Raw genomic sequence first — 23,338 nt, 5'->3', positions numbered from 1 at the left:
GACCGGAACGACCCCCGGTCCGGAAGCACCGGAAACGAAGAAGCGGACCATCCGATTCGGATGGTCCGCTTCTCTTTCTGTGGAGCTAAGGAGAATTGAACTCCTGACCTCCTGCATGCCATGCAGGCGCTCTACCAACTGAGCTATAGCCCCTTGCTGTCCGCCTCGTCCGGGTTTCCCTCGCGGCGACAGACAGAACATTAACCGGCTCTCCGTGGGATCACCAAATCGTTTCCCTGGCGGCCCGAGGGCGCCGGGTAGGGTCCCCCTCTGTGACCGTGTCCGTGCTCACCCGAACCCGCGCCCGCCAGTGGCCTCTCGCCACCGCCGCGGCTGCCTGTCTCCTGTCGTTCATAGCGTTCTGGGTGGCCCAGCGGCTCGCCCACGTGAACATGCTCGACGTCATGGTCTACCGGGCGGAGGGGGAGACCGTCCGGGCCGGCGGCGACCTCTACGCGATGCGCGCCACATCGGCGAACCTCGCCATGACCTATCCGCCCTTCGCGGGGCTGCTGTTCGTCCCGCTGACGTTCGTCGGTGTTCCGCTGATGCGGACGCTCGCGACCGCGGGAAATCTGCTGCTCGTGGTGGCGCTGGTCCAGCTCTCCCTGCAACTGGTCCGTCCGTCCCTTTCGGGGGCGCGACTGTGGCGCGCCGCGCTGCTGGTGGCGGCGGTCGTGGTCTGGTGCGAGCCGGTGTGGACGACGCTGCGGTACGGGCAGATCAACCTGCTCATCGCGGTGGCCGTGCTGTGGGACTTCACACGCCGCGAGGGACACCGCTGGGCGGGCGTGGGCATCGGTCTGGCGACTGCGGTGAAGCTCACACCGGGTCTGTTCGTGGTGTTCCTGTTGGTCGCCGGGGTGCTCCAGTGGCGCCGGGAGAGGCGCTGGAACCAGTGGCTGAGCACGGCGGCCACGGCGACGGCGGTGTTCCTCGGGACGACACTGGCGAGCGCACTGGTCCTCCCGTACGACTCCAAGCGCTTCTGGACCGAGACCCTCTTCGAGACCGGGCGGGTCGGGTTCGCCGAGGAGACCGCCAACCAGTCGCTGCGTGGCGTGCTGGCCCGGCTGATGCACACCGATGACCCGGGCCTGTGGTGGCTGGTGGTCGCCGTGCTGTTCGGAGCCGCGGCGATGGCGCTCGCGGTACGGGCCGCGCTGCGCGGGGACAAGGCGCTGGCCGTCGTGGTCTGCGCGATCACGGCGCTGATGGTCAGCCCGATCTCGTGGTCCCACCACTGGGTGTGGTGCGTCCCGCTGATCGTGCTGCTGGTGGACCGCCGTGACCGGGTGCGGCCGCGCTGGACCGTGGGCGCGGTGGCGCTGGTGTTCGCCTCGTTCGCGCTGTGGTGGGTGCCGCACGACCCGGGCCGCCCCGAACTCGACCAGAACGCGGGTCAGATGCTGCTGTCGGGGGTCTATCCGCTGACGATCGCGGCGCTCTTCGCGGGCTACGCCCTCGCGCGTCGGCGTCAGGCCGTGGCGAAGGAGTAGAACCGCTTGAGGGTGCAGTGCTCGTCGAGGAGGCGGCCGTAGATCGGCTCTCCTTCGAGCTCACGGTACGTCTCGATCGGGTCGCCCTTTATGATCAGCGCCCGCGCGCACTCCTCACACCAGTACTGGTACTCGGAATTGACCGGATCCATGTCCCGGACGATGGGCGTGCCGCTGCCACACCAGTCGCATTTCCGCCTGTGTGCTCCCATCACTCAGCTCCAGCTGTGGCCGCAGGACGTGCACACATAGGACACTCCGCCGTTGTCACCGAGCATTTGGGCCACCTGGGCGGAACCGCACGAGGAGCAGTCGAGCCGGGATCCGGCCCCCTCGACGGCGGCGCGGACCGCGCGTGGGACCGCGTCTGGGACCGCTGCGGGCTCGGCGACGGCATGGGCCTCGGCATCCTCGGCACCACTCACGGCCAACGCGCACTCCCTCCCGCCCGGACCCTCGTTCCCCTCCGGCCGTCCGATTCTGCCATGGCCCCGCAAGGGGGTCAGCGAGGTCGGCGTACGAGGGAGGTCGACGCGGCCAAGATCGATGCCGCGGCCAGCGCGAGAGCGCACGCCCAGAGCGCGTCGGCGGAGGCGTGCGCTCCTGGTACGTCCAGCCGGCCGAGGAAGAGCGTGCCGAAGGTCGCCACTCCGATCAGCTGACCGAGCTGGGTGACGGTGGCGAGCAGACCGCTGGCGTCGGCGGCGTCCTCGGGCCTTACGCCGGCGAGTGCGCCGGTCAGGGCGGGGCTGAAGGCCAGCGCGAGCCCCCCGCCCATGACGGCGAGAGCCGGATGGAGCAGCCAGCCGCCGCTGTCGCCGCCCTTGAGGAGGCCGCCCATGGCCACCGCCGCTGCCGCCGCGGCGAGGAATCCTCCCGGGATCAGAAGGCGCTGCCCGCGGGCAGGCCAGCGCCGCCAGGTGAGGCCGATCACGCCGAAGGCGACGGCGGCCGGGGCGAAGGTCAGCCCGGCGCGCAGGGCGCTGTACCCGAGCCCTCCTTGCAGGTGCAGGGTGATGGTGAAGAGGAACCCGGCGTTGACGGCCATCGCCACGCCGATCCGGAACGCGGCCCGTCCGATGCCGGGGGCGCGCAGGACGTGCGGGGCGATGAGCGGGGCACCACCACGGCGGGCGAGCCGCGCTTCGTACGCGCCGAACGCGGCGAGGAGCACGAGGGACGCCGCGAGCGAGAGCCAGGACCACAGCGGCCAGCCCTCCTCCTGTCCGAGGACCAGGGGCACGGTCAGGAGGGAGACTGCGGCGGCGAGCAGGACCAGACCGGGCAGATCGAGGGAGCGCGAGCGTTCCGGTTCGGTGCGCACGTCGCGCGGCAGGACGCGGGCGCCCAGGGCCAGCAGGGCAAGTCCGATGGGTACGTTGACGAGGAAGACGGGCCGCCAGCCGCTGCCGAAGAGGTCCGCGCTGACGAGGACGCCGCCGGCGACCTGGCCCGCGGCGGCGCCGGTGGCGAGCACCGCCGAGTACGCGCTGAGGGCGCGGACGCGGCCCTCCCCGGTGAAGTTCCGCTGGATGAGGCTGAGCACCTGCGGGATCATCAGGGCCGCTCCTGCGCCCTGGACGAGCCGGAAGGCGATCAACTGGCCCGTTCCCGAGGCCAGTCCGCAGGCGAGCGAGGCGGCGGTGAAGAGGGCGAGGCCGCCGAGGTACATGCGGCGGTGGCCGAGCCGGTCGCCGAGCCGCGCGCCGGTGATCAGCAGGACCGCGTAGGCGATGGTGTATCCGGCGACGACGAGCTGAAGTCCCGCTCCGGAGGCGCGGAGTTCGGTACGGATGGTGGGCGCCGCGACGTTGACGATGAAGACGTCGAGCAGTGCCATGAACTGAGCGGCGAGCACCACGGCGAGCAGCAGCCGCCGCCGGTTGTCAGTGCCGCCGTCTTTACTGAGTACGGGACGTGTTCTGGTCGTCGTCATGACAGGCAGCGTGACGCCGATCCGATACGGGTAACGAGAGCCCGCTGATGCTGGTACTGACACCACCTGGCAACGGCGGCAGGGGGACTCGACCATGGGGGGTGTGACGATCTTGGCAACACCGACACCGGCACCGAAGCCGGCACCGAAACAGACATCACGCCGGCGCCGACACGAACTGGCCGCGTTCCTGCGCAGCCGCCGGGCCCGGGTGACTCCGGAGGACGTGGGCATGCCACCGGGCCTGCGCCGCCGCACACCAGGGCTGCGCCGCGAGGAGGTCGCCCAGCTCTCCGGCGTCGGCGTCACCTGGTACACCTGGCTGGAACAGGGGCGCCCGATCAACGCCTCCGCCCAGGTGCTCGACGCGGTGGCCCGTGTCCTCCGCCTCGACCGGCCCGAGCGCGAGCATCTCTACCACCTGGCGGAAGTGCCGTTCGCGCCCGACCAGAGCGCCGAGGACGTGGACGTGGTCAGCCCGGAGATCCAGGGCATCCTGGACGCCCTGGCACCCCATCCGGCGGTCGTCTACAACAGCCGGTACGACGTGCTGGCGACCAACTCCACGTACCGGCTGCTGTTCTCCGTCCCGGAGGCCACATCGCCCGGCGTCCGCAACGTCCTGTGGACGCTCTTCACGATCGCCGACGAGAGCTGCCCGGTCGTCGACAAGGAGCGCGAGCTGCCGCTGATGGTCGCCCAGATGCGGGGAGCGTACGGCCGGCATGTCGGCGAGCCGGCCTGGGAGTCGTTCGTCCGGCGGCTCACGGAGGCGAGCCCGGACTTCGCGCGGATGTGGCGGAGCGGCGATGTCGTGCCGCCCCGCAGCCAGATCAAGACCTTCCGTCACGACGCGGTGGGAGAGCTGCGGCTGACGTCGGTGTCGCTCTCGATCAACGGAATGCCGGAGTGCCGGATCGTGGCGTACACGCCGAACGACGAGGAGAGCCGGCGGGCCGTCGAGACGCTGCGCACCGAGGAGGTGGACTCCTGGGCGTGACGGAAACGACGAATCCCGCCCCCTGGTGGGGACGGGATTCGGTGACTGTGGAGCTAAGGAGAATTGAACTCCTGACCTCCTGCATGCCATGCAGGCGCTCTACCAACTGAGCTATAGCCCCTCGTGTTCTTCGCGCTCCGCGCTGCGAACAAGAAGAACTTTAGCCTGTGACCTGCCGGAAAGTGAAATCCGGGTCCGCGGGCGACTCAGTCGTCGTCGCCGAGGACCGGCTCGGGCAGCGTGCCGGCGTTGTGCTCCATGAGACGCCAGCCACGGGCGCCCTCGCCGAGGACGGACCAGCAGCAGTTGGAGAGCCCGCCTAGGCTCTCCCAGTGAGGCGCCTCCAGGCCGAGGAGGCGGCCGATGGTGGTGCGGATCGTGCCGCCGTGGCTCACGACGACGAGCGTGCCGTCCTCGGGCAGCTTGTCGGCGTACTCCAGGACGAGCGGGGCGGCCCGGTCGGCGACCTCGGTCTCCAGCTCGCCGCCGCCCCGGCGCACGGGCTCGCCGCGCTTCCAGGCGGCGTACTGCTCGCCGTACCGCGCGACGATCTCGTTGTGCGTCAGCCCCTGCCACTCCCCCGCGTACGTCTCGCGCAGGGCGGAGTCGTGCGCGACGGGGTGACCGGTGAGCGCGGCCAGCTCGGCCGCGGTGGCCGCCGCCCGCTTCAGGTCGGAGGCGATGATCGCGTCCGGCTTGAGCGAGGCGAGCAGCCGGGCGGCCCGGCGCGCCTGGGCGACACCGGTCTCGGTCAGCTCGATGTCCGTGGAGCCCTGGAAGCGGCGCTCCAGGTTCCACGAGGTCTGACCGTGCCGCCACAGGACGATGCGGCGGCCGCTGCCGCCTTTGGTCGTGCTCAGCTCAGCTCACCGTCCGTCTCCTCGGCGGCGCCCGTCAGCGCGGCGTGCTCGGCGGCCTTGCCGCGCGTCTTCAGGGCGTCCTCGGGGAGAGCGATCTCGGGGCAGTCCTTCCAGAGCCGCTCCAGAGCGTAGAAGACCCGCTCCTCGCTGTGCTGGACGTGGACGACGATGTCGACGTAGTCCAGGAGGATCCAGCGGGCGTCGCGGTCGCCCTCGCGGCGGACCGGCTTGGCGCCGAGGTCCTTGTTCAGCCGCTCCTCGATCTCGTCGACGATCGACTTGACCTGGCGGTCGTTGGGGGCGGAGGCGAGCAGGAATGCGTCGGTGATCGACAGCACATCGCTGACGTCGTACGCGATGATGTCGTGCGCGAGCCGGTCGGCCGCCGCCTGGGCGGCGGCGTTGACGAGCTCGATGGAGCGATCCGTGGCGGTCACAAGCAGGCTTTCGTCGGCGGTCAGAGACACATCAAGGGTCTCACGTACCGCCGACCGCCCCGCAAACGATTACGAACGGGTCACTTCTTGCTCCCGGGGATCTTGTAATCCTGGCCCAGAACCACCGTGACCGCGGCGTTTCCGGCGGGCTTGCCCTTCTTGACCGCGCTCTCCGGGAGGCCAAGCGTCTTGGCCACCTCGACCGCGGTCGCCTTCTGGGCGTCGTCGCCGTACAGGACCTGCGAGCTCTCCTGGGTGTCCGCCTCGGTGCCGCCCACGAAGGCGAAGCCTCCGTTGACGAGGACGACTCTGGCGGCCTCCGTGGCGTCCTTGCCGGTCGCGTCACGGAGCGAGACGCGGACCGCGCCGCCCTGGTCGGGAGCGCTGACCTTGCCGCCGAGAATGTCCTTGACCACGCTGTCCGCGGCGCCCTCGCGCAGGGAGCCGTCCTGCTGCACCGGGAGGAGCGCCGTCTTGTAGTCGCCGCCCTTGGCGTGCTTGGCCAGGCCGGCGAGCGAGGCGCCGAGGTCCTTCTCGGGCAGGGACGGGTCGAGGATCATGACCAGGGTGGCGATGGTGTCCGCGTTGGCCTTGGGGTCGTCGGACATCTTCCGCAGCACGGCGTACATGACCTGGCCGAAGCGCTGGAGCTGCTTGGCCTCGGCCTCGCCGGGCGCGCGGTAGGTCGCGTAGGCGACGGCGGCGCGGCCGTTCAGCGTCTGGTTCTCGCCCTTGGTGACGAGCGGGTCCTCGCCCTTCTTGTCACTGGGCACGGTGACATCGGTGGTCAGATCGATGTTGCTGACGATCTCGACCAGGTTCTCCAGGTACGGAGTGTCCAGCCGCCAGGTGCCGGCGATCTCCGTGCCGAGGAGGTTGCCGATCGACTCGCGGGTGCCGCTGGAGCCGTCGTCCTCGACGGACTTGGCGAGCGTGGTCGGGGTTCCGTCCTCGGTGGAGACGGAGAGCTCGTTCGGGAGCAGGACGGTGGTGCCCTGCCCGGTCGTCGTGTTGTCGACGAGAAGGGCGGTGGAGGTGCCGCCGCCCTTGAGGTCGTGGAGGTGGACGACGATCGTGTCGCGCTTCTGCGGGCCGGTCGCGGTGTTCTGCTTCTGCTCCTCGCTCGAGAAGCCGGGGAGCTTGCCGGCGGACCAGAGGTAGCCGACACCGCCGACGGCGGCGAGGGCGAGGACCACGATCAGGGCGACGACCCGGTTGCGGCCCCGGCGCCTGGCCTCCTCGCGCCGCTCGGAGCGGCTCTCGGTGAACTTCAGCCAGTCGATGACGTCTTCGGAGTCCTCGTCGGGCTCCTCGATGAACGAGAACTGCTCGGTGCGGTAGTCGCGCTCGCCGCCGTCCTCCGGCGCGGAGCGCTGGCCCGGCACGGCGGCCGGAGCGGCCACGGGGGCGGGCGGAGCGGGGGCCGTCTCGGGCTGGACGGCCCACTGCTGCCCGGTGTCGTACGAGGGGTACCCGTAGCCCTGCTGCTGCGACTGCTGCTGTCCGTGCTGCGCGTACGGGTCGTACTGCGGCCGCTGGGACGTGTGGGGCTGCTGGGGCTGGGCGGGCTGCCCGTAGGCGTCGTAGCCGTACCCCTGCTGCTGCCCGTGCTGCGGGGCCTGCGGCTGCTGCTGCGCGTGCGGCCGGCCCTGTGGCTGCTGCTGCGCGACGTACGGGTCATAGGCGTCGTACGACTGCTGTGCCTGCGGTGGGACCTGCTGGTACACCGGTTGCCCGTACTCGTCGTAGCCGATGATCTGCGGCTGCGGGTAGTACGGGTCGTACGGGTTCTGATCGTTCACCGGTGCCCCTCTCCGAGGCTCACTCGCCGCGGTACAACTGGCGCTTGTCGATGTAGCGCACCACGCCGTCCGGCACCAGATACCAGACCGGGTCGCCCTGCGCGACTCTCGCCCGGCAGTCGGTGGAGGAGATGGCGAGCGCGGGAACCTCGACCAGCGAGACGCCGCCCTTGGGCAGGCCGTCGTCCGTGAGGTCGTGGCCCGGCCGGGTGACGCCGATGAAGTGGGCGAGCGAGAAGAGCTCCTCGGCGTCGCGCCACGTGAGGATCTGCGACAGCGCGTCGGCCCCCGTGATGAAGAAGAGGTCCGAATCGCCGCTGAGGGAGCGCAGGTCCCGCAGGGTGTCGATGGTGTACGTCGGCCCGCCGCGGTCGATCTCGATGCGGCTGACCGAGAACTGCGGGTTGGACGCCGTGGCGATGACCGTCATCAGATAGCGGTCCTCGGCCGGCGACACGGCCTTGTGGCTCTTCTGCCACGGCTCCCCGGTCGGCACGAACACCACCTCGTCGAGGTGGAACAGGGCGGCCACCTCACTGGCGGCCACCAGGTGTCCGTGGTGGATCGGGTCGAACGTTCCGCCCATCACGCCGAGTCGGCGCTTGCCGCGGCCGCCAGTAGGCACTTCCTGCTCTCCCATGCGTGCAGAGCCTACTGGCACGGCAGCGGGCGCCTTCGGTCCGGTCGCCGGCTCAGCGGTCGCGGTTGAAGCGGGTGGTGATCCACAGCAGCAGGAGCAGCGCACCGAGCGCGCCGAGACCGGTGAGGTAGGGGTTGAGGCTGTCGTGGTTGCCACCGTGCTCGGCGCCCTCGGCGAGCGTGACCAGGCTGACGGCGGTGCTGTGGAGGCTCATCTTCAACAGGACCTATCGATCGGGGACGGGAGAAGACTTCGCGCACATCGTATGCGGGCCGTCCGGGCACGCTCACGCCGACTCAGTCGTTGTCCGGGCTGTCGTACCCCGCCGCCGTCCACCATGCCCGAGTTATCCACAGGCTCCGGTGGCCGTGGACCCCAGCACCTAGGCTGGGATTCGTCAGGGGGACGAGCAAGGTCTCGTACGAACAGGGGGCATCCATGACCGAGAAGTCCGACAACCAGGGGAACGTGCCGAGCAGGCAGCGCAAGCGGTTCCCGGAAATCTCCTCACGCGCCTACGAGCATCCGGCGGACCGCTCGGCGCTCGTGGCCCTGCGCAAGCTCACCGGCTTCGACACGGTCTTCAAGGCCCTCAGCGGGCTGCTGCCCGAGCGCAGCCTCCGACTGCTCTTCCTCTCCGACTCCGTGCGGGTGAGCGACGCCCAGTTCTCCCACCTCAACGACATGCTGAGGGACGCGTGTTACATCCTGGACCTGGAGAAGGTCCCGCCGATGTACGTCGCGCAGGACCCGAAGCCGAACGCGATGTGCATCGGTCTCGACGAGCCGATCATCGTGGTCACCACGGGCCTCGTGGAGCTGCTCGACGAGGAGGAGATGCGGGCGGTCGTCGGCCACGAGGTGGGCCACGCCCTCTCCGGTCACTCCGTGTACCGCACGATCCTGCTGTTCCTCACCAGCCTGGCGGTCAAGGTCGCCTGGATCCCCCTCGGAAACGTGGCGATCATGGCGATCGTCACGGCGCTGCGGGAGTGGTTCCGCAAGTCCGAGCTGTCCGCGGACCGGGCGGGTCTCCTGGTCGGGCAGGACCTCCAGGCGTCGATGCGCGGTCTGATGAAGATCGCCGGCGGCAACCATCTGCACGAGATGAACGTGGACGCGTTCCTCGCCCAGGCCGACGAGTACGAGAAGGGCGGCGACCTGCGCGACTCCGTCCTGAAGATCCTCAACGTGCTCCCGCGCACGCACCCCTTCACCACGGTCCGGGCGGCCGAGCTGAAGAAGTGGTCCGAGACCCGGGACTACCAGCGGATCATGGACGGGCACTACCCGCGGCGGACGGAGGACAAGGACACCTCGGTGACCGACTCCTTCCGGGAATCGGCCGGGCACTACGCCGAATCGGTGCGCACGAGCAAGGATCCGCTGATGAAGCTGGTCGGTGACATAGCCGGCGGCGCGGGCGACCTGGCGGGCGACCTGGGCGGGAAGCTGCGCAGTCGGTTCGGCGGCGGCGCCCCGCGCACGGACGGCGGCACGGGCGGCCGCGGTGGCGGCGAGGGCGACGGCACCAGCGGTGACGGCGGCAGCACCGACGGCGGTCAGAAGGAGGGCTGAGCGCTCGGGGCCAGGGTCCCGCAGAGCGAGGAGACGGACGGCCGGCCGGTGGCGTACGGGTCGGTGACGGCCGCCCCGCCCGAGTCCGGAGCCCGTTCGCCCGCGAGCAGCGGGCGCAGGGCGCCGGCGGGGTCGGGTCCGCAGGCCTGCGGACCGGCCTGGACGGTGCTGGCGAGGAGCTCGGCGCGGTGCATCCGCAGGTCCTCGCGGTCGAAGCGGAAGTGCGTCTCGCGGTGGACGGTGAAGAGGGAGGCCTCGCCCACGGGCCCGGCGCCGGAGGCCGCGGGGCGCAGGGCGTAGGTGAAGGTGTGATCCGAGGTGACCTCCAGCATGTCGGTCGCCGTCTCCGCGAAGCGGAGGGTGCCCTGGACGCGGACGGAGCGGTCCGCCAGGGCGACCTCGGCGGGGTCGAACCGCACCAGCCAGCCGCCGACCGCGTGGCGGCCGTCGTCGAGCGAGGCCTCGACGCTCTGGTCGAACTGCGCCAGCTGGTCGGGGTCGAGGAGCAGCCGGGCGGGGCGGACCGTCACGCCCGTCAGGACGTCGGGCTCCAGTGAGGAGGCCACGAGATAGTCCTTGGCGATCGTGAGGGCGGTCACGACCTGGCTCTCCGAGAAGTGTGTGGTGCGTCCGGTGACCGGGAGGTTGATGCCGGCGGCGCCCGTGCGGTACTCGGCGGCGGGGCTGTGGGCGAAGAGCTGGGCCGGCTCGCCGCCCGGGACGGGGCCCTGCGGGGCGAGCGGGACCATGGTGATCCGCAGCGGTTCTGCCCGCTGGTCGACCGGGGGCTGGTAGGGGTTGCGTACGCCGAGGTAGATGGCCGTACCGAAGGCGAGGAGGATCAGCAGGACCAGCAGGAGGGCCTGGCGGGAGCCGCTTCTGGCCTCGGTCCAGGTGGGGCGGGAGCGTACGGCCTGGGAGTGTTCCCCCATCCGCTCCTCGGCGGAGAACTCCTGGAGCCGGGCAGCGCGGACGAACGACTCGTCGAAGACGACGGATCGGTACTCGTCCTCACCACCGCCGGGGTCGGGAACCGGCCCCTCAGGCGGGTCGCCACGCCCTGCCATACCTTCAGAGTAGGTCGGACGCGGCCCGGGTAAACGCCCAGGTACACGACAAGTTCCGAAGAATTCCGACGAAAGGGCCGGCCACCTGGGCACATGCCGCCGGGCGCCCGGATCGTGGGGATCACGGCGTTCGGGGGACGGCGGGGACGGGTGGCGCGGAGTACTCGGCGGAGGCCGAAGGCGCGGTGACCGCCGGAGGGTTCACACGCGGTTTGTCGATCCCGGTGGTCGCCGGGGCGGGGACCTGGTCCTGACGGTTGGCGGAGGCACCGCGGTAGACCGCGGTGAAGGCGAGGGCGACCATGCCGACGCCCATCACCAGGGCGAGCACCCAGGCGACGGGCCGGTGCCAGCGGGCGCTGCCCCGGTAGGGGCGCAGGGCGCCGCCGTGGGGGCCGTAGGGGCCGCAGTCGCCGTCGGGGTCGTCAGGGTCGTAGTCCGGGCCGTAGCGGCCGCCGAGGGGGTCCGAGGGGTCGTAGCCGTCCTCGTAGAGGTCGTCGTCGCCCGGGCCGCCGCCGGCCCGGGCGCGGGCGGCCTCCGCCTCGGCGCGCGCCTGCGCGGCCGCGAGAAGGCGCTCCACGGCGGTCGGCTCGTGGACCTCGGCGGCCCGTACGAAGTCCTCGTCGAACACCACGGTGGCGAAGTCGTCCGCGCCCCCGCGGTCGTCAGCGTTCTCAGGGTCCCTGCCGTCCGGGAACGGCTTGCCCCCCACGTCGTCCGGCACGTTTTTCAGAGTAGACCTGGGAGGTGGTTTTGGGCAGGGAGAGTGCGAACTATCCCCGCCCGTACGGCTCCCCCGGGGCCCCGTGAAGGCGGGGCCGATCGGGGGATTCCGAGGTCAGCGGGTGTGGCCGTCGCCGGTGACGATGTACTTCGTCGAAGTCAGCTCGGGCAGGCCCATGGGCCCACGGGCGTGGAGTTTCTGGGTCGAGATGCCGATCTCGGCGCCGAAGCCGAACTGGCTTCCGTCGGTGAAACGGGTGGACGCGTTGACGGCGACCGTCGTGGAGTCGACCAGCTGGGTGAAGCGGCGGGCCGCGGCCTGCGAGGTGGTGACGATCGCCTCGGTGTGGCCGGAGGACCAGAGCCGGATGTGCTCGACGGCCTTGTCGAGGGAGTCGACGACGGCTGCGGCGATGTCGTAGGAGAGGTACTCGGTCTCCCAGTCCTCCGGGGTCGCGGCGACGACGGTGGCCTTGGAGCCCTCGGCCCGGGCGAGGACGCGCTCGTCGGCGTGGACGGTGACTCCGGCGTCGGCCAGGGCGGCGAGGGCGAGGGGGAGGAAGGCGTCCGCGATGTCCTGGTGGACGAGGAGGGTCTCGGCGGCGTTGCAGACGCTGGGGCGCTGGGCCTTGGAGTTGATCAGGATGTCGACGGCCATGTCGAGGTCGGCCTGGGCGTCCACGTAGACGTGGCAGTTTCCGGTGCCGGTCTCGATGACCGGGACGGTGGACTCCTCGACGACGGTACGGATCAGAGAGGCGCCGCCGCGCGGGATGAGGACGTCGACCAGTCCGCGGGCGCGCATCAGCTCGCGCACCGAGTCGCGGGACTCGCCGGGGACGAGCTGGATGGTGTCGGCGGGCAGGCCGGCGCCGCCGACGGCGTCGCGCAGGACCGTCACCAGGGCGGTGTTGGAGGAGTAGGCGGAGGACGAGCCGCGCAGGAGGACGGCGTTTCCGGCCTTGAGGCAGAGGGCGGCCGCGTCCACGGTCACGTTGGGGCGGGCCTCGTAGATGATGCCGACGACGCCGAGGGGGACGCGGATCTGGCGCAGGTCGATCCCGTTGGGGAGGGTCGAGCCGCGGACGACCTCGCCGATCGGGTCGGGCAGGGCTGCCACGTCGCGCACGTCGGCGGCGATGGCGCGGACGCGCTCCGGGGTGAGGGTGAGCCGGTCGATGATCGACTCGCTGGTGCCGGCCTCGCGGGCGCGGGCGACGTCCTCGCCGTTCGCCTCGACGATCTCGGCGGTGCGGACCTCGAGGGCGTCCGCGATCGCCAGCAGGGCGTCGTCCTTGGCCGCGCGCGGAAGTGGCGCGATTTCGGCGGCGGCGGCGCGGGCGCGGTAGGCGGCCCGGGCGACCGGGGACAGGTTGTCGAGGGGCGTGAGCGAGGTCATGCCCGCAGGGTACTGGCACCTCTGCGGACATCCCTCACGAATGCCGTCCGTATCCCGCACTCCGAGACGCTGGTCTCAGAGGCGCCGTTCTCAGTACGGGTGGACCCCCACCGGGGCGGCCGGTGGGGGGCCGTAGCCCTCGGCGATGCGCTGGTGGTAGGTCTCGCGGTCGATGACCTCCAGGCCGACGATCTCCCACGGCGGCAGCTTGGCGCTCTGCCGGTGCTCGCCCCACAGCCGCAGCGCGACCGCCGCGGCATCGTGCAGGTCACGGGCCTCTTCCCAGTAGCGGATCTCGGCGTGATCATTGGCGTAGCGGCTGGTGAGCAGGAAGGGATGGTCGTGCGCCAGCTGTTCGAGGCCGCGCCTGACCTCCTTCAGCGGGGCCTCGGCGCCCGAGACGCTGAGGGTGATGTGCCAGAGCTTCGAGGCGACCACCGGCCGTTCCTCGACGCGTGCCCCAGCTGTGTCGGTGTCCTGTCCCTCGTCGAAGTCGGCTCCGGCCTCGACACTGGTCAGGGCGCGTTCGGCTGTCCCGCGGGGCAGTGCCCCTGGGCGCGCTCGTCTCACCGGCGGCCTCCTGTTTGATGCGTGTGGTGCTGTACCCCGCCCTTGTCTTGTCCCCGAGACAAAGTTGACCAGCCCGAGGCGGCATCCGGGGCGGTTTTGGTAAAGGTCCCTACCGGATGGCCGGTCTTTCAGCCGTTTCTCCACACGCCGGTCACGAGGGGCGCATCAGGGGCGGACGACGACCAGATCGTCGCGGTGGACGACCTCCCGCTCGTACTCCGGGCCGAGCTCCTTGGCGAGCTCGGGCGTGGAGCGGCCGAGCATCCGCGGGATCTCCTTGGCGTCGAAATTGACCAGTCCGCGGGCGACGGCCCGGCCGTCGGTGTCGCGCAGTTCGACCGGGTCGCCGGCCACGAACTCCCCCTCCACAGCGGCGATTCCGGCCGCGAGGAGCGACTTCTTGCCCTCGACGACGGCCCGTACCGCACCCTCGTCCAGGGTCAGATGGCCCTGCGGGGTGGAGGCGTGGGCGAGCCAGAGCAGCCGGTCGGCGGAGCGGCGGCCGGTGCGGTGGAAGTACGTACCGGTGTCGCGGCCGGAGAGGGCGTCGGCGGCGCGGATGGCGGAGGTGAGGACGACGGGGATGCCGGCGGCGGCGGCGATCCGGGCGGCCTCGACCTTGGTGACCATGCCGCCGGTGCCGACCCCTGCCTTGCCGGCGGAGCCGATCTCGACATGGGCGATGTCCGCGGGGCCCGCCACCTCCGCGATCCGCGCGGAGCCCAGCTTGGCGGGGTCGCCGTCGTAGAGCCCGTCGACGTCCGAGAGCAGGACGAGCAGGTCGGCGCGGACGAGATGGGCGACGAGGGCGGCGAGCCGGTCGTTGTCGCCGAAGCGGATCTCGTCCGTCGCGACGGTGTCGTTCTCGTTGACGACCGGCAGCGCGCCCATGGCGAGGAGCTGGTCGAGGGTCCGGTAGGCGTTGCGGTAGTGGGCGCGCCGGCTGGTGTCGTCGGTGGTGAGCAGCACCTGGCCGACGCGTACGCCGTAGCGGGCGAAGGAGGCGGTGTAGCGGGCGACGAGGAGACCCTGGCCGACGCTGGCGGCGGCCTGCTGGCGGGCGAGGTCCTTGGGTCTGCGGGTGAGGCCGAGCGGGGCGAGACCGGCGGCGATGGCGCCGGAGGAGACCAGCACGATCTCCTTCTCGCCGCCGCTGCGGACCTTGGCGAGGACGTCGACGAGGGCGTCGACCCGGTCGGCGTCGAGGCCGCCGGACGCGGTGGTGAGCGAGGAGGAGCCGACCTTGACGACGATCCGTCGGGCTTCCGTCACGAACTGCCTTGCCTCTGTCACCTGTACCGCCGTCACCTGCGTCGCCCTCACTCGGATGTCTGCCAGGCAATCTACGCGAGCCGGGACGGAGGGCGCCCGTCCATTCCACCCAGCGGAACGGACGGGCGCCGCGTCGCCGGGCCCGTCGTCAGCGTGTGGCGACGGAGTCCGGCTCGACGCCGGAATCACCGGTGGAGCCCGCGGGGCCCGCCTCCGCCCTGCGCCCGCCCGGCACGAGGATCTTCTTCGACAGCAGATAGGTGAACGGGATGGCCACGACGGCCGCGACCAGCGGCGCGATCCGGTCGTCCATCCCGGCCCATGTCACCAGGGCGTACAGGCCGACGCTCTGCACCAGGTAGTTGGTGAGGTTGGTGAGCGGGAAGAGCGCGAACTTCTTCCAGGTGGGCCGGGTGCGGTAGGTGAAGTACGTGTTGAGGAAGAAGGAGCCGACCATGCTGAGCACGAAGGCGATGGAGTAGGCGGCGAAGTACGGCATCCACGGGTGCAGCAGCAGATAGCAGCCGTAGAACGTCCCCGTGTTGATCCCGCCCACCACGCCGAAGCGGACGATCTGGCCGAGCTGGCCGCGCATCACATCTCCCGTTCGGTCGCCGCGACGCGGGCGCGGCCGTCCCGGCGGCCCGCGGCGTAGGCGCTGCCGGCGATGGGGCGGCGCGTCCGGGTGCGGTCGGTCTCCTTGACGAGGAAGTGCGGCCGCCGCTTGGTCTCGTAGTAGATGCGGCCGATGTACTCGCCGATCAGCCCCAGCATGATCATCTGTACGCCGCCGAGCCCGACGATGATCGCGACCAGGGTGACATAGCCCGGGGCGCTGACGCCCTGGGTGAGGGCGGCCACGACGATCCAGATCGCGTACAGCGCGGCGAGACCGGTGAGCGTGAGGCCGAGCCAGATCGCGATGCGCAGCGGCCTGTTGTTGAAGGAGATCAGCCCGTCCATGCCGTAGTTGAGCAGGGAGCTGAACTTCCACTTCGTCTCGCCCGCCTCACGCGCGGCGTTCTGGTAGTCGAAGGTGACGGTGTCGAAGCCGATCCAGGAGAAGAGCCCCTTGGAGAAGCGGTTGTACTCGGGCAGCGAGAGCAGCGCGTCCACGGCCGCGCGGGAGAGCAGGCGGAAGTCGCCGACGCCGTCGGTCAGTTCGACGTCGATCCACTTGTTGACACCGCGGTAGTAGAGCCGGCTCAGGGCGCTGCGGAGCTTCTTGTCGCCCTCGCGGGTGCGCCGGGCGATGATCTGCTCGTGGCCCAGCGCGTGGAGTTCGAGCATGCGCTCGATGAGCTCCGGCGGGTGCTGGAGGTCCGCGTCCATGATCACGACGGCGTCGCCGGTGGCTTCGCGGAGCCCGGCGAGCATGGCGGCCTCCTTGCCGAAGTTCCGGCTGAAGGAGACGTACCGGGTCTCCTTCTCGAACTCGGCGGCGATGGCGCGCAGCCGGACGAAGGTGTCGTCCTTGCTGCCGTCGTCGACGTAGCAGATCTCGTACGTGATGGGCAGGCCGCCCAGGACCTCGCGGATACGGGTGTCGAACTGGTCGATCACCGCTTCCTCGTTGTAGCAGGGGACAACGACGGACAACTTGATCATGAACGTTGGCTCCTGAACGACGAACGCGATCTACGGGACGAGTCGGCGGCGCGGGATGTGCGGAACGTGCCGGAGGTACGGGTACGGAGCAGGTGGGCGGCGGTGACGGCGAGCAGCAGCGCCGCGGCGGCACCGCTCGCCGCCAGGCCGAGCCGCAGCCCCGGGGTGCGGTAGGAACAGAAGAGCCGCGAGGCGCCGTCGCCGAGCTCCACCGCCATCAGGCCGCCGAGCGTGCGCGGCACGCGCGCGGGGCCGCCGTCGACGGCGCACCGCCAGCCGGGGGTGGCGGGCACGGCCAGGACCGCGGTCCCCGCCGTGCGGGCGGCGAACGCGGCGCCGATGCCGTGGCCCGCGGCGACCACCTCGGCGGGGCCGGTGGCGCGCAGATTCCGCACGGTCCGGTCGAGCGCGGCACGGTCGAGGCAGCCGACGGGGCTCTGCGGGATGTACTGGCGCTGCGCCGAGCGGACCCCGACCGCGACCCGGCCGTCCGCGGGGACGGTCCCGAGGCGGTACAGCGGGTTGCTGGTCATGGGGTACTTGCCGACGGGCCGGAGGGCCGTGCCGAGCGCGTCGACCCGGCCGCGCAGCCAGGGCGCGTACCAGTACGCCTCCGAGCCCGGGGTGCAGACGGCGGTGAAGGTGGTTCCGGCACCCGCGCCGTCCGCCGTGAGGGGCCAGCCGCGGCCGGGCACGGGGTCACCGCCACCGCTCCTCGTGAGCGTCGGCACCTCGTAGACCCGCGCGCCAAGGACCCGTTCCTGGCGCGAGAAGAGCGAGACGTCACGGACGGTCCCGTCGAGGGGCGTACCGGACGGGCGCAGGGTGACGACGGGCGGGGCGAGGGCAGGGCGCCGGACGAATCCGTCGGGTCCGGCGTCCGGTTCGAGGTAGCTGCTGACGCCCATGACGGCGCGGCCGACCGGGTCGTTGAAGCTGCGCGTGTGGCGGCCCTGGATGTACCAGCCGCCGCCGAGCCGGTGGAGGGCGTCGGCGGTGACCGCCGGCAGATAGCTGCTGTAGTAGCCGCCCCCCTGCCCGGCGAGCAGCATCGGATCGTTGGAGGCGAACGAGTGCGGACCCGGGTCGGTACGGCTCGCGGGCCAGGCGTCCGCCGCCTTCAACTGCGCGTACGCGGCGAGCGCCTGCTCGTCGAAGGTGCGCTTGGGCTTCCACCACTCGATGGCGTCCCGGATCCTTGTCGTGGACAGGACGGTGTACGAGGAGGAGAGGAAGACCGCCCCGGCCAGGGCCACGGTGAGACCGCGGCGCACCCGGCGGTCGTCCCGGAAGCGGTCCAGCGCGAGGAGCAGGCCGAGGAGGACGACTCCCCCGGCGGTGAGGATCCAGGGCCCCGTCGTCATGTACGCGGTGGTGCTCACGCACAGGACCAGGACGAGGACCAGGGCGGCGCCGCCGAGCAGCTCCGGGAGGCGGGGACGGCGGGCGAGCGCCAGCCAGGCGACGCACACGAGCACGGCCGTCAGGGCGATCGAGGCGCGGTAGGGGCTGCCGTTGGGCATGGCCAGTCCGTGCCAGAGCAGGATCGTGGGCTGCCAGACCAGGGAGCCGGCCATCAGCGCGATCAGGGCGAGCCAGGCGATCCGCTCCCTGCGCGGCACGCGGCCGATGAAGGGGTAGGCGGCGACGAGGAGCAGGGCGAGCATGCCGACGGAGATGTGCGGCGCGCGGCCGACCAGGCCGCCCGGGATCAGGTGCGCCAGATAGTCGAGGGGCGCGGGTGGGCCCTGGTAGACGGCCTCGGGTGCGGGCTGGGAGAGCTTGCTGGCTCTGAGGCTGACGGTCAGTACGGGCGCGGCCAGCAGGATCCCGGCGCCGGTCATGGAGGCGGCCCGCGCGACCACGCGCAGCCGCTCCGCCACGGGCCGCCCGTCCAGCAGCACCCGGACCAGCAGGACCAGGCCCATCCCGATCGTGGCCATCGCGGCGGTGTAGAAGTTGCCGGCCCAGCAGACCGTCACGAGCAGCGAGCCGGTCACCCAGCGGCGGCGGTGCAGGCACCAGTCGTAGGCGATGCCGAGCAGCGGAAGGGCGACCAGGCCCCACATCCACATGGGGTCCGAGAATCCGTCCGAGATCATCCAGGCGCTCAGTCCGAATCCGACCGAGAGCAGGGCGCGCAGCCAGGGACTTCCCTCGTGGAGTCGGCCGAGAAAGACGGTCGTCAGCGCGGCGGCGAGCCCGACGCTGAACAGTGTCACCAGAAAGACGGGGAACTCGACACCGTCCCGGGGGAAGACCCCGACCAGCCACGAGAACGGGTTCATCAGATAGGTGAAGAAGTCGGCGAGAAAGGGCGTGCCGTATCCGCTGGCCCAATTGAAGAACAGGTCGCCATGGGCTTCGCCGTGCATCAGGTCCCAGAGGCGCGCGTGGAACGGCACGAACTGATTCCCGAGGTCGTTCACCGCGCGGGATCTGCCGCCGAAGGGATACGTGCCCTGCACGGCCATGGCGAGGCAGTACGCGCCCATGGCCGTCACGGCGGCGAACCAGGGCGCGGTCCGCCGCGCCCTGAGGTCTCTTCTGAGCGCCGGCCCGGTCGGTGTCACCCCTGGAGAGGAATCGTCTCCTCGCCGGCCGGCACCCTTCTCAAGCGAGGGATTCAGCACGGCGGACATCCCTGAATTCCGAACTCCTGGTCGACATTCGAACGGCCCGTCACTTTCCCTCGTCCATTTATGCACAAACAGGTTATGACCCGATGCGCACACTTCTCTTGGAAGAGGACGGAGCCGATAGGGTTGCCCCTTAAAAATCGACGAATCCGATCGCGGAGCGCCCCGTCGTCCGGGCGTGGACCCCCACCCGGACGCCTCCCACCCCATCGGACCGCCGGAAAGTGAACGCGAGGTGCCGTCGAGGCAGCCTGCGCACGAAAATGGATCGAGGTGCCAGTGCCTGACGTCTCAGTGATCGTCATCGGCTACAACGACGCGGAGCGTCTCCCGACGGCCGTGCGATCGGTGTTGGACCAGACACTGCGGAGCGTCGAGGTCGTGATCGTCGACGACTGCAGCGAGGACCGCACCTTCGAGGTCGCCCAGGAACTGGCAGCCGCCCAGCCGGAGCGGGTCCGGGCCTACCAGCTGCCGGAGAACAGCGGCGCGGGCGGAGAGCCGCGCAACGTCGGCATCGGCCACGCGCGGGGCCGGTACGTGATGTTCCTGGACAGCGACGACGTCCTGGAGCGCAACGCCTGCCGCAACATGGTCGCGGCCGCCGAGGAGACCGGCGCCGACCTGGTCTCGGGCCTGTGCGTGCGCCTCACCAAGGACTCCCGGCACGAGAAGCGCAACGAGTGGTACGCGTGGCTCTACTCGGCGACCCGCACCCTGGAGTCCGTCACCGAACTGCCCGACCTGTTCGTCTGGGACACGCTCTCCACGAACAAGTGCTACCGCCGCGACTTCCTCCTCGACAACGGACTCCGCTTCCCCAAGGGGATGTTCTACGAGGACCTGATGTTCGTCGCCGACGCCTACCTCGCGGCGAAGAAGATCACGCTCATCCCCAACCAGGTCTACTTCTGGCACGTCTACGAGCGGGCCGAGGTCAAGTCGGTCACCAACAGCCGCCACGAGATGGTGAACTACCGGCACCGGCTGGAGATCCACCGCCGGATCGACGCGCTCCTCGACCGGCACGGTCTGGAGGAGCTGCGGGCCGCCAAGGACGTCAAGTTCCTCAAGCACGACCTCGTCCTCCATCTGCGTGATCTTCCGTTCCGGGACGAGGCCTACCGCCGCGAGTTCGCCGAGCTCTCCCGGCCGTACCTCCAGGGCCTGGACCGCGAGGCGTACGGCCAGGCGGCCAAGATCCAGGCGATCTGCGCGTACCTCCTGGAGAAGGGCGACTGGGAGAACCTGCTGCCCGCCGTGGACACCCTGATCCACCGCGACAAGGTCTCCTCCCCGCTCGCCCGGCGCGACGGCCGGGTCTACTGGTGCGCGGAGCACCTCGACGACGCGTTCGGCCGGGAGGTCCTCGACGTCACCGAACTCGGCTATCACCAGAAGCCGATCGACAAGCTGTTCCTGCGCAACGAACTCACCTCGTACACGGAGTCCGACGGCATCGCGCGCCTCGCCGGCCGGATCACCAACCCGCTGGGGATCGTGGCGCCCGGGGACACGCTCACCGCCGAGCTGGAGTTCCGCGCCCGCCGCCGCAGCCTGCGGACGTACGTCTTCCCCGTCACCTCACTGCGCCACGACGGCGAAACGGTCCGCTGGGAGACCGAGGCCGACATCAGCTCGACGCTCCGGCCCCTCGGCGTCATCGACCCGGTGTGGGACGCCCGCGTCGTCCTGCGGGCGAACGGCGTAAGCACCCGGACCCGGCTCACCGTCGACCAGCACGATCTGGGCGGCGGAGCGCTCCCCGTCAAGCCACGGCTGACACGCCTGGTGGGCGACCGCATGGAGCCCCACCCCACCGCCAAGGGGCATCTCGCCTTCCGTCTCGTCTCGTCCAAGGGCGACAGCGACCGGATCGAGGAGCTCGTCCAGCGCGGACTGCGGGGGAAGCCGGGGCAGGTCGCCAAGTCCGGTCTGCGGCGGGCCAAGGCGCTGCGCAAGACCCTCACCTCCGGTGAGACCAAGCTGCGGCTCTACCACGAGGTGTACAGCCGGCTGCCCGTGCAGAAGCGGACGGTCGTCTTCGAGAGCCAGCTGGGCAAGCAGTACAGCGACAGCCCACGCGCGATCTACGAGGAGATGCGCCGCCAGGGCCTGGACTTCCACGCGGTCTGGTCGTACGCCGGAACACCGCGGGACTTCCCCGAGGACGTCCAGCTCGTACGCCGCTGGTCGCTGCCGTACCTCAAGGCGCTGGCCCGCGCCGAGTTCTGGGTCGACAACCAGAGCTATCCGCTGAAGCTCGCCAAGCGGCCCGAGACGACGTACATCCAGACCTGGCACGGCTCCGCGCTCAAGAAGATGGGGTTCGACCAGCCCAGCCTCAAGGCGCAGACCCGGCAGCAGCAGGCGGTCCAGCAGGACCACCTCGACCGCTTCGACCACTTCCTGGTGCGGTCGGAACACGATGTACGCACCCTCGCCAAGGCCTTCCGGCTGAAGGACCGGACGCTGCTGCGAACCGGCTACCCGCGCAACGACGTGCTGGTCAGGGCCCGGCAGCGCGAGGAGGAGGCGGGGCGCCGGGAGCGCGGCCCGCTCGCCGAGAAGCTCGGCATCCCGGACGACCGGACCGTGCTGCTGTACGCGCCGACCTTCCGCACCTCGGGCAAGGCCAGCCGGTTCGCGCTGCCCTTCGACGTGGAGCGGTTCGCCGAGGAGTTCGGCGACCGCTACGTGCTGCTGGTGCGGGCCCACTACTTCAACCACGTGGTGCTGCCGCCCGATGTCGAGGGCAAGGTCGTCGACGTCTCCTCGGAGCACGACGTGATGCCGCTGATGGAGCTCGCCGACGCCCTGATCACGGACTACTCCTCCGTGATGTTCGACTACGCCCTGCTCGACCGGCCGATGCTCTTCTTCACGTACGACTACGAGGCGTACGTCCACGAGGACCGCGGGACCTACTTCGACCTGCTGGAGCACGCGCCCGGCCCGGTCCTCCGGACGGAGGACGAACTCCACGCCTCGCTGCGGAACCTCGAGTCCGAGGGCAGGGAGTACTGCGACGCGCGCAAGCGCTTCGTGGCCGAGTTCGGCGAGTACGACCAGGGCGACGCCGCGCACTCGATCGTCCAGAAGTTCTTCTCCGGGTGGAGCCGTCGATGACCGAGACGATGGAAGCAGCGACCGGGACGACGACCAGGGACATCGTCCTCGTCTCCAACAGTGTCGACGAGATCGGCGGCATCACCAGCTGGTCGCACCAGATGGCGCGGCTCTTCAGCGAGCGCGGCCACCAGGTCCATGTGGTCGGCATCGTCCCCGCCCCGGAGGAGCGACGCGCGGACCTCGGTACCGATCTGCCCTACCGGACGACGACGCTGTACGACGCCCACCCGCCGGTCCTGAAGCCACGGCGCGGCGTGAAGGGCCGGCTCGACCTGGTCGAGCGGCGGCGCAGGGCCTCGCGCGCTTCGGGCATGCGCAGGGAGGCGGCGAAGCTCACGAAGATCCTGCGCTCCGTGCGCCCGGGTTCCGTCGTCGTCGTGACGCAGGTCTGGGCCATGGAGTGGGTGGCCCTCGCGGACACCTCGGGGCTGCGGGTGATCGGCATGAGCCACGAGTCCTTCCAGACGTGCCGTGCCTCGTCCCGCTTCCAGCGGGTCAAGCGGTACTACCAGGACGTGGACCGGATGCTCGCGCTGACGCGGGAGGACGCGGACCTGTGGATCCGCCAGCGGTTCGACCACGTCGGCGCCATGCCGAACCCGCTGCCGTTCTTCCCCGACGAGCCGTCCCCGCGAACGGCCAAGGCGGTCGTCAGCATCGCCCGGCTGCATGAGGAGAAGGGCGTCGACCTGCTCCTGGACGCCTGGTCCGAGGTCGCGCCCTTCCACCCCGACTGGGTCCTGCGGGTCTACGGCTCCGGCGAGGAGGAGGCGGCGCTGAAGGCGCAGGCCGCCCGGCTCGGGCTGACCGGCTCCGTGGCGTGGATGGGGCGTACGGACGATGTGCCGGGCGCGCTGCGCGGCGGCTCGCTGTTCGCGCTGTCCTCGCGGGGCGAGGGCTTCCCGCTCGCCCTGATGGAGGCGATGGCGACGGGCGTGCCGTGTGTCGCCTTCGACGTGGCCCCGGGTGTCCGGGAAATCATCGCGGACGGTGAGAACGGGCTCGTGGTGCCGCCCGGCAACACGGGCGAGTTCGCGCACAGGCTCGACGAGCTGATCTCCGACAAGGAGCTGCGGGACCGGATGGGCGAGCGGGCCCGGGTCGACATCCAGCGCTATTCGACGGACGAGATCGTGGCGCGCTGGGAGTCCCTCTTCGCGCTGCTGGACCGCTAGG

General features: G+C 70.7%; 21 protein-coding genes and 2 tRNA genes. 5 read left to right on the top strand and 18 right to left on the bottom strand.

Translation table 11 applies throughout. The annotated features are described in order from the left end of the window. Positions 1–80 precede the first annotated feature (80 nt). A tRNA-Ala gene (locus ACZ3OF_RS05625) sits at positions 81–153 on the bottom strand. A gap of 119 nt (positions 154–272) precedes the next feature. On the opposite strand from ACZ3OF_RS05625, the gene ACZ3OF_RS05620 reads away from it, so the two are divergent. Then, positions 273–1,499 (top strand): glycosyltransferase 87 family protein, encoded by a 1,227-nt coding sequence (locus ACZ3OF_RS05620; protein ID WP_467303022.1) that lies wholly within the window; start codon positions 273–275, stop codon positions 1,497–1,499. Here ACZ3OF_RS05620 and ACZ3OF_RS05615 read toward each other — a convergent pair. From ACZ3OF_RS05615 to ACZ3OF_RS05605, 3 genes are all read right to left on the bottom strand, one after another. Beyond that, on the bottom strand, positions 1,478–1,711 hold the full coding sequence (locus tag ACZ3OF_RS05615) for a hypothetical protein (RefSeq protein WP_073751314.1): 234 nt from the start codon (positions 1,709–1,711) through the stop codon (positions 1,478–1,480). The genes ACZ3OF_RS05620 and ACZ3OF_RS05615 overlap by 22 nt on opposite strands. 3 nt (positions 1,712–1,714) lie before the next feature. Next, positions 1,715–1,930 (bottom strand): hypothetical protein, encoded by a 216-nt coding sequence (locus tag ACZ3OF_RS05610; RefSeq protein WP_467303019.1) that lies wholly within the window; start codon positions 1,928–1,930, stop codon positions 1,715–1,717. A gap of 71 nt (positions 1,931–2,001) precedes the next feature. Then, positions 2,002–3,435 (bottom strand): MFS transporter, encoded by a 1,434-nt coding sequence (locus ACZ3OF_RS05605; RefSeq protein ID WP_467303017.1) that lies wholly within the window; start codon positions 3,433–3,435, stop codon positions 2,002–2,004. A gap of 94 nt (positions 3,436–3,529) precedes the next feature. Here ACZ3OF_RS05605 and ACZ3OF_RS05600 point away from each other — a divergent pair, with 94 nt between their 5' ends. Next, positions 3,530–4,435 carry a helix-turn-helix transcriptional regulator gene (locus tag ACZ3OF_RS05600; protein WP_361681736.1) on the top strand — a complete coding sequence of 302 codons (906 nt, stop codon included), beginning with the start codon at positions 3,530–3,532 and terminating at the stop codon, positions 4,433–4,435. Positions 4,436–4,483: 48 nt separating this feature from the next. Here ACZ3OF_RS05600 and ACZ3OF_RS05595 read toward each other — a convergent pair. The 6 genes from ACZ3OF_RS05595 to ACZ3OF_RS05570 form a co-directional block, all read right to left on the bottom strand. Continuing rightward, a tRNA-Ala gene (locus ACZ3OF_RS05595) sits at positions 4,484–4,556 on the bottom strand. A gap of 85 nt (positions 4,557–4,641) precedes the next feature. After that, positions 4,642–5,295 (bottom strand): histidine phosphatase family protein, encoded by a 654-nt coding sequence (locus tag ACZ3OF_RS05590; protein ID WP_361681798.1) that lies wholly within the window; start codon positions 5,293–5,295, stop codon positions 4,642–4,644. Next, positions 5,292–5,732 carry a ribosome silencing factor gene (gene rsfS / locus ACZ3OF_RS05585; RefSeq protein ID WP_467303014.1) on the bottom strand — a complete coding sequence of 147 codons (441 nt, stop codon included), beginning with the start codon at positions 5,730–5,732 and terminating at the stop codon, positions 5,292–5,294. The genes ACZ3OF_RS05590 and rsfS overlap by 4 nt, the downstream gene beginning before the upstream one ends. An 80-nt stretch (positions 5,733–5,812) precedes the next feature. Next, positions 5,813–7,534, bottom strand: a complete 1,722-nt coding sequence (locus ACZ3OF_RS05580) for an LCP family protein (protein ID WP_467303012.1) — start codon at positions 7,532–7,534, stop codon at positions 5,813–5,815. A gap of 19 nt (positions 7,535–7,553) precedes the next feature. After that, positions 7,554–8,174 (bottom strand): nicotinate-nucleotide adenylyltransferase, encoded by a 621-nt coding sequence (gene nadD / locus ACZ3OF_RS05575; protein WP_361681745.1) that lies wholly within the window; start codon positions 8,172–8,174, stop codon positions 7,554–7,556. A 52-nt stretch (positions 8,175–8,226) separates the two neighbouring features. Then, the gene (locus ACZ3OF_RS05570; RefSeq protein WP_361681747.1) at positions 8,227–8,388 is read right to left on the bottom strand and encodes a hypothetical protein; all 162 of its coding nucleotides are present in this window, start codon (positions 8,386–8,388) and stop codon (positions 8,227–8,229) included. 224 nt (positions 8,389–8,612) lie between these two features. On the opposite strand from ACZ3OF_RS05570, the gene ACZ3OF_RS05565 reads away from it, so the two are divergent. Further along, positions 8,613–9,752: a M48 family metallopeptidase gene (locus ACZ3OF_RS05565; protein WP_361681750.1), complete on the top strand. Its 1,140-nt coding sequence runs from the start codon at positions 8,613–8,615 to the stop codon at positions 9,750–9,752. Here the strand turns inward: ACZ3OF_RS05565 and ACZ3OF_RS05560 are convergent. The 8 genes from ACZ3OF_RS05560 to ACZ3OF_RS05525 form a co-directional block, all read right to left on the bottom strand. Continuing rightward, positions 9,737–10,819, bottom strand: a complete 1,083-nt coding sequence (locus tag ACZ3OF_RS05560; protein ID WP_361681753.1) for an SCO2583 family membrane protein — start codon at positions 10,817–10,819, stop codon at positions 9,737–9,739. The genes ACZ3OF_RS05565 and ACZ3OF_RS05560 overlap by 16 nt on opposite strands. Positions 10,820–10,940: 121 nt before the next feature. Then, on the bottom strand, positions 10,941–11,543 hold the full coding sequence (locus ACZ3OF_RS05555) for an SCO2584 family spore wall biosynthesis protein (RefSeq protein WP_361681754.1): 603 nt from the start codon (positions 11,541–11,543) through the stop codon (positions 10,941–10,943). A gap of 114 nt (positions 11,544–11,657) precedes the next feature. After that, a complete protein-coding gene (locus tag ACZ3OF_RS05550) occupies positions 11,658–12,941 on the bottom strand; it encodes a glutamate-5-semialdehyde dehydrogenase (RefSeq protein ID WP_361681757.1) in 1,284 nt (427 codons plus the stop codon). Positions 12,942–13,031: 90 nt separating this feature from the next. After that, a complete protein-coding gene (locus ACZ3OF_RS05545) occupies positions 13,032–13,511 on the bottom strand; it encodes a hypothetical protein (RefSeq protein ID WP_361681760.1) in 480 nt (159 codons plus the stop codon). 165 nt (positions 13,512–13,676) lie between these two features. Next, a complete protein-coding gene (gene proB / locus ACZ3OF_RS05540) occupies positions 13,677–14,783 on the bottom strand; it encodes a glutamate 5-kinase (protein ID WP_361681763.1) in 1,107 nt (368 codons plus the stop codon). Positions 14,784–14,931: 148 nt separating this feature from the next. Continuing rightward, a complete protein-coding gene (locus ACZ3OF_RS05535; RefSeq protein ID WP_467303004.1) occupies positions 14,932–15,378 on the bottom strand; it encodes a GtrA family protein in 447 nt (148 codons plus the stop codon). Next, positions 15,378–16,391 carry a glycosyltransferase family 2 protein gene (locus ACZ3OF_RS05530; protein ID WP_361681769.1) on the bottom strand — a complete coding sequence of 338 codons (1,014 nt, stop codon included), beginning with the start codon at positions 16,389–16,391 and terminating at the stop codon, positions 15,378–15,380. Before ACZ3OF_RS05530 ends, ACZ3OF_RS05535 begins: the two co-directional genes overlap by 1 nt. Beyond that, a complete protein-coding gene (locus tag ACZ3OF_RS05525) occupies positions 16,388–18,964 on the bottom strand; it encodes a YfhO family protein (protein WP_361681771.1) in 2,577 nt (858 codons plus the stop codon). Before ACZ3OF_RS05525 ends, ACZ3OF_RS05530 begins: the two co-directional genes overlap by 4 nt. 345 nt (positions 18,965–19,309) lie before the next feature. Between ACZ3OF_RS05525 and ACZ3OF_RS05520 the strand changes: the two genes are divergently transcribed. Together ACZ3OF_RS05520 and ACZ3OF_RS05515 are read left to right on the top strand one after the other, a co-directional pair. Continuing rightward, complete coding sequence (locus tag ACZ3OF_RS05520; RefSeq protein ID WP_467302998.1) at positions 19,310–22,159, top strand: bifunctional glycosyltransferase/CDP-glycerol:glycerophosphate glycerophosphotransferase; 2,850 nt, start codon at positions 19,310–19,312, stop codon at positions 22,157–22,159. After that, positions 22,156–23,337: a glycosyltransferase gene (locus tag ACZ3OF_RS05515; protein ID WP_467302996.1), complete on the top strand. Its 1,182-nt coding sequence runs from the start codon at positions 22,156–22,158 to the stop codon at positions 23,335–23,337. Before ACZ3OF_RS05520 ends, ACZ3OF_RS05515 begins: the two co-directional genes overlap by 4 nt. The last annotated feature ends 1 nt before the right edge of the window (position 23,338 follow it).

The organism is Streptomyces sp. NPDC022552 (assembly GCF_055561875.1).
The sequence above is the reverse complement of the archived record's forward strand: the minus strand, read 5'-3'. Positions and strand labels throughout refer to the sequence as shown.

Bases quoted from the DNA above. Each gene is read 5' to 3' on its own strand.
- ACZ3OF_RS05615 (WP_073751314.1), bottom strand. From the start codon at position 1,711: ATGGGAGCACACAGGCGGAAATGCGACTGGTGTGGCAGCGGCACGCCC.
- ACZ3OF_RS05605 (WP_467303017.1), bottom strand. From the start codon at position 3,435: ATGACGACGACCAGAACACGTCCCGTACTCAGTAAAGACGGCGGCACT.
- ACZ3OF_RS05600 (WP_361681736.1), top strand. From the start codon at position 3,530: ATGGGGGGTGTGACGATCTTGGCAACACCGACACCGGCACCGAAGCCG.
- nadD (WP_361681745.1), bottom strand. From the start codon at position 8,174: ATGGGAGAGCAGGAAGTGCCTACTGGCGGCCGCGGCAAGCGCCGACTC.
- ACZ3OF_RS05570 (WP_361681747.1), bottom strand. From the start codon at position 8,388: ATGAGCCTCCACAGCACCGCCGTCAGCCTGGTCACGCTCGCCGAGGGC.
- ACZ3OF_RS05565 (WP_361681750.1), top strand. From the start codon at position 8,613: ATGACCGAGAAGTCCGACAACCAGGGGAACGTGCCGAGCAGGCAGCGC.
- ACZ3OF_RS05560 (WP_361681753.1), bottom strand. From the start codon at position 10,819: ATGGCAGGGCGTGGCGACCCGCCTGAGGGGCCGGTTCCCGACCCCGGC.
- ACZ3OF_RS05550 (WP_361681757.1), bottom strand. From the start codon at position 12,941: ATGACCTCGCTCACGCCCCTCGACAACCTGTCCCCGGTCGCCCGGGCC.
- ACZ3OF_RS05535 (WP_467303004.1), bottom strand. From the start codon at position 15,378: ATGCGCGGCCAGCTCGGCCAGATCGTCCGCTTCGGCGTGGTGGGCGGG.
- ACZ3OF_RS05530 (WP_361681769.1), bottom strand. From the start codon at position 16,391: ATGATCAAGTTGTCCGTCGTTGTCCCCTGCTACAACGAGGAAGCGGTG.
- ACZ3OF_RS05515 (WP_467302996.1), top strand. From the start codon at position 22,156: ATGACCGAGACGATGGAAGCAGCGACCGGGACGACGACCAGGGACATC.